The 13,914-nt window shown below is 75.9% G+C and carries 2 protein-coding genes (1 of these 2 running past the window's edge); both read right to left on the bottom strand.

The window, feature by feature from the left end; translation table 11 throughout:
- Nucleotides 1-4,507, bottom strand: the 5' end (the start) of a protein-coding gene (locus ACFCY1_RS23580; protein ID WP_375875970.1) for a type I polyketide synthase. Its footprint begins 13,775 nt before the window's first position; 4,507 of the gene's 18,282 nt are visible here — the first part of the coding sequence; its start codon is at nucleotides 4,505-4,507; its stop codon lies off the left edge, out of view.
- Nucleotides 4,507-13,914: a type I polyketide synthase gene (locus tag ACFCY1_RS23575; RefSeq protein ID WP_375875958.1), complete on the bottom strand. Its 9,408-nt coding sequence runs from the start codon at nucleotides 13,912-13,914 to the stop codon at nucleotides 4,507-4,509. The genes ACFCY1_RS23580 and ACFCY1_RS23575 overlap by 1 nt, the downstream gene beginning before the upstream one ends.

Genomic DNA, 13,914 nt, shown 5'->3' with positions numbered 1-13,914 from the left:
GGATCTCCTCGGCCAGTACGGACGCGCTCGGGTGGTCGAAGACGACGGTGGACGGCAGACGCAGGCCGCAGGCGGTGTTCAGGCGGTTGCGCAGTTCGACGGCGGTCAGCGAGTCGAAGCCCAGCTCGCGGAAGGCCCGCGTCGCGACGATCTCGTCCGCCGAGTCGTGGCCGAGGACCGCGGCGGCGTGGGAGCGCACCAGCTCCACGACGCTCCGGCGCCGCTCGGCCGCCGACAGGCCGGCCAGCCGCGAGGCGAACTCGCCGCGCTCGTCGGCGGCCGTCGTGGCGGCCGTCTCGGCCCGGGCCTCGGGGATGGTGTCCAGCAGCGGGCGCGGGCGCGCGGCCGTGAAGACCGGCGCGAACTTCTGCCACTCGACGTCCGCGAGGGCGATGAAGGTCTCGTCGTCGGCGAGCACCTCGCCGAGCGCGGTCAGCGCCCGCTGGGTGTCGAGGAAGTTCATGCCCTGCCGCAGCAGGCGCTGGGGCGTCACCCGGCCGGGAGCCTGGTCCATCACCGCGTCGACGGCGTCCCAGTCGCGGGTGTTCCAGACGCCCCAGGCGATCGAGGTCCCGGGCAGGCCGCGGGCCCGGCGGTCCTCCGCCAGCGCGTCGAGGAAGGCGTTGCCGGCGGCGTAGGCGCCGTGGTCGTTGCTGCCCCAGGTCGCCGAGATCGACGAGAAGAGGACGAACTCGTCGATGCCCAGGTCGGCCGTGGCCTCGTCCAGGTGGACGGCGCCGGCCGCCTTCGCGCCGAGCGCGGCGACCAGGCCTTCGCGGCTGGTGTCCTCCACCCGGGCCAGGTAGGGCGCGTTGGCGGAGTGCAGGACGGTGGACAGGCCGGGGCCGGAGGCCTCGATCCAGGCCACCAGGCCGGTCGCCTGGCCCCGGTCCGCCAGGTCGCAGCTGACGACCTCGACGGCCGATCCGCCGTTCGCCACGGCGGCGGCCAGTGCCGCCACGCCGGGCGCCGACGGGCCGGAGCGGGAGGTCAGAACCACCCTCGGCGCGCCGTGCTCGGCAAGCCAGGGGCCGATGCAGACGCCGATCGACCCCGTGCCGCCGGTCAGCAGGACGGTGCCGCGCGGCGACCAGCCCTCCGACTCGACGCGCCGGGCCTCGGCCCGCACCAGACGGCGCAGGAACACACCCGACGGCCGCACCGCGACCTGGTCCTCACTGCCATCGGCGAACACGCCGACCAGACGAGCGGCGGCCTCGGCGTCCAGCACCGGCGGCAGGTCGACCAGACCGCCCCACCAGTCCGCGTGCTCCAGGCCCACGGCCCGGCCCAGACCCCAGACCTGGGCCTGCACCGGACTGGTCGTCACCTCGTCGGCGCCGACCGCCACCGCGCCACGGGTCAGCACCCACAGCGGGGCCGTGACCCCGGTCTCGACCAGCACCCGGACCAGGTCGACCGTCCCGGCCAGACCGCCCGGAACCGACGGGTGCTCCGCCAGCGGCGTCTCGTCCAGGGCCAGCAGCGACACCACACCGGCCACGCCCTCGGCCAGTGCCGCGTCGACGTCCTCCGGTCCCGCGACGGCGACGACGCTCGCACCGCGGGCCGTCAGCGCGTTCGCGACCGCCTCCCGGTCGGGGCCGTCGCCGACCAGCAGCCAGGTCCCCGACGGCGTGGCGGCCCGCTTCGCGTCGGCCGCCTGCCAGACGATCCGGTAGCGCCAGTCGTCCACCGAGGTGTCCGGGCCGGCGGCCTGGACGGAGGCCACGGCGCCGAGCCAGTAGCGCCGGCGCTGGAAGGCGTAGGTGGGCAGGTCCACGACCGTGCCGCCGCCCAGGAGCGCGGCCCAGTCGACGGGGAGGCCCCGCACGTAGGCCTCGGCGAGCGAGGTCAGAAGACGCCCGGCGCCGCCCTCCTCGCGCCGCAGGGTACCGACCACGGCCGAGCCCTCGACGTCCTCGACGACGTCGCCCACCGCGCCGGTCAGCACCGCGTGCGGGGAGACCTCCACGAACGCCCCGTGCCCGGACTCGGCGAGGACGCGGACCGCCCGCTCGAACTCGACGGTCTCGCGGAGCGAGGCGTACCAGTAGGCGGGGTCCAGCTCCGGACCGGACAGCCACGCGCCGGACAGCGCGGAGACCATGGGGATGCGGGCCTCGGTCGGCGTGATGCCCTGGAGGACCGAGAGGATCTCCTCGCGCAGCTCGTCCACGTGGGCGCTGTGCGAGGCGTAGTCCACCGGGATCATCCGGGCGCGCGGGGACTCCCCACAGGAGTCCGCGAGTTCACGCAGCGCGTCGGCGTCACCGGAGACGACCGTCGCCGACGGGCCGTTCACCGCCGCGACCGACAGCCGGGAACCGTACGAAGCGATCCGTCCCCGGACACCCGCCACCGGCTCGGCGATCGACAGCATCCCGCCACGACCCGCCAGCGCCTTCAGGGTCTTGCTCCGCAGAGCAACGACCTTGGCAGCGTCATCGAGGGAGAGAATCCCCGCCACAGCGGCGGCGGCGATCTCACCCTGCGAGTGACCGACCACGGCATCGGGAGCGACACCGGCCGCCTCCCAGACCGCAGCCAGCGAGACCATCACCGCCCACAGCGCCGGCTGCACCACGTCAGCAGCCTCAAAGCCATGACGCCCAGCCATGACATCGTCCAACTGCCAGTCCACATAAGGCGCCAGAGCCTCGGCACACTCCGCCAGCCGGGCAGCGAACACCGGCGAGACCTCCGCCAGCTCACGCCCCATCCCGACCCACTGACTCCCCTGCCCCGGGAAGACGAACACCGTCCGCCCCACACCCGCGGCGTCCACCGAGCCCGTGACCACGCCGGGCGCGGGCTGCCCCGCGGCGACGGCCGTCAGCCCCGCGGCGAGTCCGTCCCGGTCCGGGCCGAGCACGACGGCCCGGTGCTCCAGCGCCGACCGCGTCGTGGCCAGCGACCACGCGACGTCGCCGACCGACAACTCCGGCCGCTCCGCCACGTGTTCACGCAGCCGACCCGCCTGACCGGCCAGCGCCGCGGCGCTCTGCCCCGACACCACCCACGCGGGAAGGCCCTCGCCGGACAGGACGCGCGGCGCGGCGCCCGCCACGACCTCCGGGCGTCCCGAGCCCGCCGGCGCCTCCTCCAGGATCAGGTGCGCGTTGGTGCCGCTGACGCCGAACGCGGACACGCCCGCGCGGCGCGGCTGCTCGCCCGCCGGCCACGCCACCGCTTCGCTCAGCAGCCGGACGTTGCCCGAGGCCCAGTCCACGTGCGGCGACGGGTTCCCGGCGAAGAGGGTCTTCGGCAGCACGCCGTGCTGCAATGCCAGCACCATCTTGATCACACCGGCGACACCGCTCGCGCAGCCGGAGTGGCCGATGTTGGACTTCACCGACCCCAGCCAGAGCGGCCGGTCGGCGGCGCGGTCCTCGGCCTGCCCGTAGGTGGCGAGCAGCGCCTGCGCCTCGATCGGGTCGCCCAGCGTGGTGCCCGTCCCGTGTGCCTCGACCACGTCCACGTCGGCCGCGGTCAGGCCGGCGTCGGCCAGCGCCGAGTGGATGACGCGGTACTGCGAGGGCCCGTTGGGGGCGGTGATGCCGTTGGAGGCGCCGTCCTGGTTGACGGCGCTGCCGCGGATCACGCCGAGCACCTGGTGGCCGTTGCGGCGGGCGTCGGAGAGGCGCTCCAGCGCGATGATGCCGGCGCCCTCGCCCCAGCCGATGCCGTCGGCCTCGGCGGCGAAGGACTTGCACCGGCCGTCGGCGGCCATGCCGCCCTGCTGGGAGAACTCGATGTACGCGTCGGGCATGACCAGCACCTCGACGCCGCCCGCCAGGGCGAGGGAGCACTCGCCCGAGCGCAGCGAGCGCACCGCGAGGTGGAGCGCCACGAGCGAGGAGGAGCAGGCGGTGTCGATCGTCACGGCGGGGCCGGTCAGGCCCAGCGTGTAGGAGATGCGTCCGGAGACGACGGCGGTCAGGCCGCCGGTCATCTTGTAGCCCTCGGCACCGCTGCCGTTGCCGCCCACGCCCGAGCCGTACGCGGTGCCGCTGGCGCCGACGAACACGCCGGTGTCGGAGCCCTTCAGGGACATCGGGTCGATGCCGGCCCGCTCGACCGCCTCCCAGGCGGTCTCCAGCAGGATCCGCTGCTGCGGGTCCATCGCCAGGGCCTCGCGCGGGCTGATCCCGAAGAACCCGGGGTCGAAGTCGGCCACGTCGTAGAGGAATCCGCCGACCCGGGCGTACTCCTCGCCGGCGCGCGCGTCCGGGTTGCCGTAGGCGCGCTCCCACTCCGCCCAGCCGCGGTCGGTGGGGAAGCCGCCCATGGCGTCCGTCCCGGCGGAGAGCAGGTCCCAGAACCGGTCGGGGCCGGTGATGCCCCCGGCGTAGCGGCAGCCGAGGCCGACGACGGCGATCGGCTCGCGCTCGCCGGCTTCCAGTTCCTTGACGCGCTCGCGGGTCCGATACAGGTCGGCGGCGAGCTTCTTCAGAGTGTCGAGCAGCTGCTTGTCGCCGCCCGCCGCCTGCGCACCACCGGTCATCACGAAAGCCCCAATTCCTTGTTGATGAAGTCCAGGACCTCGCCGGCGTCGGCGTCGTCCAGTCGCCCGGCCAGCGTCTGCTGCTCCTGCTCGTCCTGCCGTGGTTGCTCGGTGTCGCCCAGCCAGCGGGAGAGCACGTTCCTCAGCCGCAGGGTCACGTCGCGCCGGGCGCCGCTGCCGCCGGGCACCGCCGCGAGCGCGGCCTCCAGGCGGTCGAGCCCGTCGAGCACCGGGTCGGTGCCGGGGGCGGCCCGGGTGTCGTCGGCGGGCGCGGCTCGCAGGCCGAGTTCGCCGTGCAGGTACTCGGCGAGTTCGGCGGGGGTCGGGTGGTCGAAGACGAGGGTGGCGGGCAGCCGCCGCCCGGTGGTGTCGGTGATCCGGTTGCGCAGGTCGACGGCCATCACGGAGTCGAAGCCGAGGTGGCGGAACGGCCGGCCCTTGGGCAGTGCTCCGGCGGTGTGGCCGAGGACGGCGGCGGCCTGGTCGCAGACGATCTCCACGAGTCGGCGCAGCTGCTCCGCGTGGGGCAGGCCGGCGAGTCGGTCGGCCAGGCCGGTGCCGTCCGGTGCGCCGCTCCCGGTGCCGGGGCCGGAGTCCGCGGGCTCCGGTCGGGTCCCGGCGTCGGGCAGGTCGGCGAGGAGGCGGCTGGGACGGCGCAGGGTGAACGTCGGGCCGAACACCGACCAGTCGATGTCGGCGACGGTGACGGCGTCCTCTCCCCCGTCCAGGGCCTGGCCGAGGGCGCGGACGGCGAGTTCGGGCGCCATGGCCCGGACGCCGTAGCGGGTCAGCCGGGTGGTCACGCTGCCGCCGCCCATGCCGCCGCCGTCCCACAGGCCCCAGGAGAGCGTGGTGGCGGGGCGGCCGGCGGCGCGGCGTTCGGCGGCGAGGCCGTCGAGGTAGCCGTTGGCGGCGGCGTAGCCGGCCTGGTCGCTGCCGCCCCAGACGGCGGCGCCGGAGGAGAACAGCACGAAGTCGTCGAGGCCGCGGTCGGCGGTCAGCTCGTCGAGCCAGCGGGCGCCGCCCGCCTTGGGGGCGCAGACCTCGGCCAGCCCGGCCGCGGTGGTCTCGCCGACGGTGCCGCCCTGGCCGACGCCCGCGGTGTGCAGCACCGTGGACAGGGCCGGGCCGCCGGTGGCGTCGATCCGGGCCAGCAGGGCGGCGACCTCGGCGCGCTCGGCGACGTCGCAGGCGACGACGTCGACGCCGGTGCCGCGGGCGGCGAGTTCGGCGGCGCGGGCGGCGACGCCCTCGGTGGCCGGGCCGCGACGGCCGGTCAGCACGACGCGCCGCGTGCCGCGGTCGGCGAGCCAGCGCGCGACGTGCTCGCCGATGGCGCCGGTCCCGCCGGTGACCAGGACGGTGCCGCGCGGGGTCCACGCGGCGCCGTTCGCCGGGGCCTGCGGCTGCGCGGCGCGCACCAGCCGTCGTCCGTACGCGCCGGACGGGCGCAGCGCCACCTGGTCCTCGCCGTCGCCGCCCGTGAGGACGGCGGCCAGGCGCCGCAGGGCGGGGCCGGTGTCCTCGGGACGCCGCGGCAGGTCGATCAGGCCGCCCCACAGGTCGGGGTGGGCGAGGGCGGCCGTCCGGCCGAGGGCCCAGATCTGGGCGTGGACGGGCGGGCCGGCCGGCTCGCCGTCGGTGGCGGCGGCCGCGCCCCGGGTCAGCACCCACAGCGGGGCGGCGGGCGTGTCGTCCCCGTCCCCGCGCCGGTCGGCGACGGCCTGGGCCAGGGCCAGGGTGGCGGCCAGGCCGCGCGGGACGCCGGGGTGGGCGTCGAGCGGCGCGGCCGCCTCCTCGTCGAGGGCGAGGGCGGAGACGATGCCGGAGAGGTCGGCGACACCGGTGGGCAGCGCGGCGGCGAGCGCCTCGCGGTCGGTGGTGTCGATACCGTCCCCGGGCACCGTGAGGACGCGGGCGCCGGCGGCCGTCAGGGCGTCGGCGACGTCCGGCGCGGAGCCGACGAGCAGCCAGGTGCCGGTCAGCGCGGTGCCGTGCTCGGGCAGGGCCGACCAGGCGATGCGGTAGCGCCAGCCGGCGACGGCCGACTCGGCGCGTTCGCGGTGGCGCCAGCCGGTGAGCGCGCCGAGGGCCGGGTCGGCCGGGTCGACGCCGAGCAGGTCGGCGAGAGCATCGGCGTCACCGCGCTCGACGGCGTTCCAGAAGCCCGCCTCGGCGGGCGTGCCCGCGGTGACCGGTACGGTCGGGGCCTCGGTGGGCTCCGGCCAGAACCGGTCCCGCCGGAAGGCGTAGGTGGGGAGGTCCACAACCGTGCCGCCGCCCAGGAGCGCGGTCCAGGCGACGGGCAGGCCCCGGACGTACGCCTCGGCGAGCGAGGCCAGGAGACGCCCGGCGCCGCCGTCCTCGCGGCGCAGCGTGCCGACCACGGCCGGGGTCCGGTCCGCGAAGGCGTCGCTGATCGCCGGGGTGAGCACCGGGTGCGGGGACACCTCGACGTACGCCCCGTGGCCCGCGTCGGCGAGGATCCGCACGGCGCGGTCGAACTCGACGGTCTCGCGGAGGGACGCGTACCAGTAGTCGGGGTCCAGTTCGGGGCCGGACAGCCACGCGCCGGTCATGGCGGAGACCATGGGGATGCGGGCCTCGGTCGGCGCGATGCCTTGGAGGACGGCGAGGATCTCCTCGCGCAGCTCGTCCACGTGGGCGCTGTGCGAGGCGTAGTCCACCGGGATCATCCGGGTGCGCGGGAACTCCCCGCAGGAGTCGGCGAGTTCGCGCAGCGCGTCGGCGTCACCGGAGACGACCGTCGCCGACGGACCGTTCACGGCCGCGACCGACAGACGGGAACCGTACGGGGCGATCCGCGCCCGGACACCCGCCACCGGCTCCGCGATCGACAGCATCCCGCCACGACCCGCCAGCGCCTTCAGGGTCTTGCTCCGCAGAGCCACGACCTTGGCAGCGTCGTCCAGGGAGAGAATCCCGGCGACGGCAGCCGCCGCGATCTCGCCCTGCGAGTGACCGACCACGGCATCGGGAGCGACACCGGCTGCCTCCCAGACGGCGGCGAGCGAGACCATCACGGCCCACAGCGCCGGCTGCACGACATCGGCGGCCTCGAAGCCGTGAAGGCCCGCCAGGACGTCGTCCAACTGCCAGTCCACGTACGGAGCGAGAGCCTCGGCACACTCGGCCAGCCGCGCCGCGAACACCGGCGACGAAGCGGCCAGCTCGCGACCCATGCCGACCCACTGGCTGCCCTGGCCGGGGAAGACGAACACCGTCCGCCCGACCCCGTCCGGGGCGACCTCGCCGGTGACCACGCCGGGCGCGGGCTGTCCGGTGGCGACGGCCGAAAGCCCCGCCTCCAGTTCCTCCCGGTCCGTACCCAGCACCACCGCGCGCTGCTCGAAGGCCGACCGCGTCGTGGCCAGCGACCACGCGACGTCACCGACCGGCAGCTCCGGCCGCTCCGCGACGTGCTCGCGCAGCCGGCCCGCCTGACCGGCGAGCGTCTGCCCGTCACGGCCGGACAGCACCCACGCCGGGAGGGGGCGCGACAGGACCGGCGCGAGGTCCTCGGCGGCGTCCTCGGGGACGGTCTCCGCCTCGACCGGGGCCTCTTCGATGATCACGTGGGCGTTGGTGCCGCTGATGCCGAACGCCGAGACACCCGCCCGGCGCGGCCGCTCGCCCGCCCGCCACGCCACCTCGTCCTGGAGCAGACGGACGTTGCCCGTCTCCCAATCGACGTGCGAGGAAGGCTCGTCCGCGTGCAGCGTCTTCGGCAGCACACCGGCTTGCAGGGCCAGCACCATCTTGATCACACCGGCCACACCGGCGGCCTGCTGGGCATGACCGATGTTGGACTTCACCGACCCCAGCCACAACGGCCGGTCCTCGAACCGCTCCTGGCCGTACGTCGCCAGCAGCGCACCGGCCTCGATCGGGTCGCCCAGCTCCGTACCCGTCCCGTGCGCCTCGACCGCGTCCACGTCCGCCGCCGAGATCCGGGCGTTGGCCAGCGCCGCGCGGATGACGCGCTGCTGCGAGGGGCCGTTGGGGGCGGTGAGGCCGTTGGAGGCGCCGTCCTGGTTGATGGCGCTGCCGCGCACCACGCCGAGCACCCGGTGCCCGTTGCGGCGGGCGTCGGAGAGGCGTTCGAGCACCACGATGCCGACGCCCTCGCCCATGCCCATGCCGTCGGCGCCCTCGCCGAAGGCCTGGCAGCGGCCGTTCGGCGACAGGGCCCGCAGCCGCGAGAAGCCGACGAACTCGCCCGGGTCGGCCATCACCGTCACGCCGCCCGCCAGGGCGACCGAGCACTCGCCCGACCGCAGCGACTGCACGGCCTGGTGCAGCGCGACCAGCGAGGAGGAGCAGGCGGTGTCCACCGTCATCGCCGGGCCCACCAGGCCCAGCGCGTAGGCGATCCGGCCGGACAGCACGCTCATCGCCGTGCCGGTCATGCGGTGTCCTTCGGACCCGGCGGTCTCCTCCACCACGCCGAGGTAGGTCGACCGGGCCGCGCCGACGAACACGCCGGTCGCGGAGCCGTGCAGCGACTTCGGGTCGATGCCCGCGCGCTCGACGGCCTCCCAGGAGGTCTCCAGCAGGAGGCGCTGCTGCGGGTCCATCGACAGGGCCTCGCGCGGGCTGATCCCGAAGAAGGCGGCGTCGAACTCGGCGGCCCCGGTCAGGAAGCCGCCCTCGGCGACGTAGGTCTTGCCCTCGGCGTCCGGGTCCGGGTCGAGGAGGCCCTCGGTGTTCCAGCCGCGGTCGGTCGGGAAGCCGCCGATCGCGTCCCCGTGCTCGGCCAGGAGGGCCCAGAGCGCCTCGGGGGTCCGGATCCCGCCGGGGTAGCGGCAGGCCATGCCGACGATCGCGACCGGTTCGGCGGGGGCCGCGACCACGGCGGGCACCGGCCCGGCGCCGGCCGCCGCCTCGGCCCCGAAGAGCCGGGAGAGGATCTCCTCGGCCAGGGCGTCCGGGTTGGGGTGGTCGAACACGACCGTGGCCGGCAGCCGGACACCCGCGGCGCCGCCCAGCCGGTTGCGCAGTTCGACGGCGGTCAGCGAGTCGAAGCCGAGCTCCCGGAAGGCACGCGTGGTCGGGACCTCGGCCGCGGAGCCGTGGCCGAGGACGGCGGCGGCGTGCGCGCGGACCAGCTCGACCACCGCGCGGCGGCGCTCGGCGGCGGTCAGGCCGACGAGGGCGCGGAACAGTTCGCCGGTGGCCTCGGCCGGCCGGTCCGACCCGGCGGCGTCCGGGCCCCGGTCCTCCTGCTCCCGGGCCTCGGGGATGGCGTCCAGCAGCGGGCGCGGGCGCGCCGCGCGGAACACCGGCGCGAACTTCTCCCACGTCACGTCGGCGAGCGCGATGAAGGTCTCGTCGTCCGCGAGGGTCTGGTCCAGCGCCGTCAGCGCCCGTTCGGTCTCGAGGAAGTTCATCCCCTGCCGGCGGAGCCGTCGGGGCGTCACCCGGCCGGGGCTGTGGTCCATCAGGTCGTCGACCGCGTCCCAGTCCCGGGAGTCCCAGACGCCCCAGGCGATCGAGGTGCCCGGCAGGCCCCGGGCCCGGCGGTCCTCGGCCAGGCCGTCGAGGAAGGCGTTCCCCGCCGCGTACGGGCCGTGGTCGTTGCTCCCCCAGGTCGCCGAGATCGACGAGAACAGCACGAACTCGTCCACGTCCAGCGCGGCCGTCGCCTCGTCCAGGTAGGTGGCCCCGGCGGCCTTGGCGCTGAGCGCCGCCGCCAGGCCCTCCCTGGTGGTGTCCTCGACCCGGGCCAGGTAGCCGGTGTTGGCCGAGTGCAGGACCGTGGACAGGCCCGGTCCGGTGGCCTCGATCCGGGCGACGAGGTCGGTGACGTCCCGGCGGACGCCGGTGTCGCAGCTGACGATGTCGACGGCCGTCCCGGCGGTCGCCATCGCGGCCGCGAGTTCCACCGCCCCCTCCGCGGACGGGCCGGAACGGCTCGTCAGCACGACGCGCGGGGTGTCCCGCTCGGCGAGCCAGCGCGCGACGCAGGCCCCGATCGAGCCGGTGCCGCCGGTCAGCAGCACGGTGCCGCGCGCCCGCCAGGGGGCGCGGCCGACCGGCCGCGGCTCGGCCCGCACCAGGCGGCGGGCGAGCGTGCCGGAGGGGCGCAGGGCGACCTGGTCCTCCGTGCGGTCCGCGAGGACCGCGACCAGCCGGGCTCCGGTCCGCGCGTCGAACTCCGGCGGGAGGTCGACCAACCCGCCCCAGCTGTCCGGGAGTTCCATACCGATGACGCGGCCCATGCCCCACAGCTGGGTCTGCACGGGGGCGGTCGTCACCTCCTCCGGTCCGGTCTGCACCGCGCCCCGGGTCAGCAGCCACAGCGGGGCGTCGACGCCGGTCCGGCGCAGCGCCTGGACGAGGTCGACCGTCGCGGCGGTGCCGCGCGGGATCCACGGGTACGCCGGGTCGTGGCCCTCCTCCAGCGCCAGCAGGGACACCACGCCGGACACGGTGCCGGTGACGGCCTGGTCGAGGGTCTCGACGCCGGTCCGGACGACCTGCGCGCCGTGGTCGGCCAGGGCGCGGGCGCACGCGTCGGCCACGTCCCCCTCGCCGACGAGCAGCCAGGTGCCGGACAGGGCCGGTACGGCGGCCGGGTCCGCGTCCGCGGGCTGCCAGCGGATCCGGTAGCGCCAGTCGTCGACGCCCGCCGCGCCCGCCGGCCGGGCCGGGGCCGCCGGCCAGTACCGCTGGCGCTGGAAGGCGTAGGTCGGCAGCTCGACCGCCGTCCCGCCGCCGAGCACCGCCGCCCAGTCGACAGGGGCGCCGCCCGTGTACGCCTCGGCGAGCGAGGTCAGCAGGCGCTCGGCGCCGCCCTCCTCGCGGCGCAGGGTGCCCACCACGGTCGGGGAGCGGTCCTCCAGGCTGTCGGCGATCGCCGGGGTCAGCACCGGGTGCGGGGAGACCTCCAGGAACACGCCGTGCCCGGCCTCGCCGAGGATGCGCACGGCGCGGTCGAACTCGACCGTCTCGCGCAGGGAGGCGTACCAGTACGCCGGGTCCAGCTCCGGGCCCGAGAGCCACGCGCCGGTCAGCGCGGAGATCATCGGGACCTGCACCTCGCGGGGGGCGATGCCCTGGAGCACGGCGAGGATCTCCTCGCGCAGCTCGTCCACGTGCGCGCTGTGCGAGGCGTAGTCGACCGGGATCATCCGGGCACGCGGGAACTCCCCGCAGGAGTCGGCGAGTTCGCGCAGCGCGTCGGCGTCACCGGAAACCACCGTCGCCGACGGGCCGTTCACGGCCGCGATGGAAAGGCGGGTGCCGTACGGGGCGATCCGCGCCCGGACGCCGTCCACCGGCTCGGCGATCGACAGCATCCCGCCACGACCAGCCAGCACCTTCAGGGTCTTGCTCCGCAGAGCCACCACCTTGGCGGCGTCATCGAGGGACAGGATCCCCGCGACGGCCGCAGCGGCAATCTCACCCTGCGAGTGACCCACCACAGCGTCCGGTGCGACACCGGCCGCCTCCCACACCGCAGCCAGCGAGACCATCACCGCCCACAGCGCCGGCTGCACCACATCGGCGGCCTCGAAACCGTGCAGGCCCGCCAGCACATCGTCCAACTGCCAGTCCACATAAGGCGCCAGAGCCGCAGCACACTCCGCCAGCCGCGCCGCGAACACCGGCGAAACCTCCGCCAGCTCACGCCCCATCCCGACCCACTGACTGCCCTGCCCTGGGAAGACGAACACCGTCCGCCCCACCCCGGCAGCAGCCACCGACCCGGTCACCACACCCGCCGCGGGCTGTCCCGTGGCCACCGCCGCGAGACCCGCCGCGAGCTCACCGCGCTCGCCGCCCAGGACCACCGCGCGCCGCTCGAAAGCCGACCGCGTCGTGGCCAGCGACCACGCGACGTCGCCGACCGACAACTCCGGCCGCGCCAGCACGTGCTCGCGCAGCCGGCCCGCCTGACCGGCCAGCGCGGTCGCGTTGCGGCCCGACACCACCCAGGCCGACGCCGCCGTCGGCAGGACGGGCGCCGGGCGCTCCTCCTCCGGCGTCGGCTCCTCGTTCACCGCCGGCTCCCCGGCCGTCGGCGCGGGCGCCTCCTCCAGGATCACGTGGACGTTCGTCCCGCTCGCGCCAAACGCCGACACACCTGCTCGGCGCACCCGCTCGCCCGCCGGCCACTCCACCGGTTCCTGGAGCAGCCGGACGTTCCCCGAGGCCCAGTCGACGTGCGAGGTCGGCTCCCCGGCGTGCAGGGTCCTGGGCAGGGTGCCGTGCCGCAGGGCGAGCACCATCTTCATCACGCCGCCGACGCCGGCGGCCTGCTGGGCGTGGCCGATGTTGGACTTGAGCGAGCCGAGCCACAGCGGCCGGTCCTCGTCGCGGCCCTGTCCGTAGGTGGCCAGCAGGGCGCCGGCCTCGATCGGGTCGCCCAGCTCCGTGCCCGTCCCGTGCGCCTCGACCGCGTCGACCTCGGAGGCCGTCAGGCGGGCGTCGGCGAGGGCGGCCCGGATGACCCGGCGCTGTGCGGGCGCGCTGGGCGCCGTCAGGCCGTTCGACGCGCCGTCCTGGTTCATCGCGCTGCCGCGGATGACCGCCAGGACGCGGTGGCCGTTGCGGCGGGCGTCGGACAGGCGCTCCAGCAGGACGAGTCCGGCGCCCTCGCCCCAGCCGGTGCCGTCGGCGTCCTCCGAGAACGGCTTGCAGCGCCCGTCGGAGGCGAGGCCCTGCTGGCGGGCGAAGTCGGCGAACATCACCGGGGTGGACATCACCATCACGCCGCCGGCGAGGGCGAGCGAGCACTCGCCCGTGCGCAGCGAGCGGGCCGCCAGGTGGACGGCGGCCAGCGAGGAGGAGCAGGCCGTGTCGACGGTCACGGCGGGCCCGTTCAGGCCCAGGGTGTAGGAGACCCGGCCGGAGAGCACGCTGATCGCGCTGCCGGTGACCAGGTGGCCCTCGTCGTGGCCGTGTTCGCGCGCGTACCAGTCGTAGCCGGACGCGCTGGCGCCGACGAACACGCCGGTGTGCGAGCCGCGCAGGGCGCGCGGGTCGAGTCCGGCGTGCTCCAGGGTCTCCCAGGCGACCTCCATCACGAGGCGCTGCTGGGGGTCCATCGCGAGGGCCTCGCGCGGGCTGATGCCGAAGAAGCCGGGGTCGAACTCGGCCGCGTCGGGGAGGAAGCCGCCGCGGGTCTCGTAGCCGTGGGCGGCCGCCTCGCCCGGGTCCCAGCCGCGGTCGGCGGGGAAGTCGCCGACCGCGTCGGTGCCGGTGGCGACCAGGTTCCAGAGCTCGTCCGGCGTGCGCACGCCGCCCGGGTAGCGGCAGCCCATGCCGACGACGGCGATGGGCTCGCCGGTCACGGTCTCCAACTCGCGGACGCGCTCGCGGCTCTCGTGCAGCTCGGCCGTGACGCGCTTCAGGAAGTACCGGAGCTTGTCCTCGCTCAC

It is taken from the genome of Kitasatospora sp. NPDC056273, assembly GCF_042268845.1.
Lineage (GTDB): Bacteria > Actinomycetota > Actinomycetes > Streptomycetales > Streptomycetaceae > Kitasatospora.
Note: the sequence above shows the minus strand (reverse complement) of the source record. Positions and strands in the feature narration are given on the sequence as shown.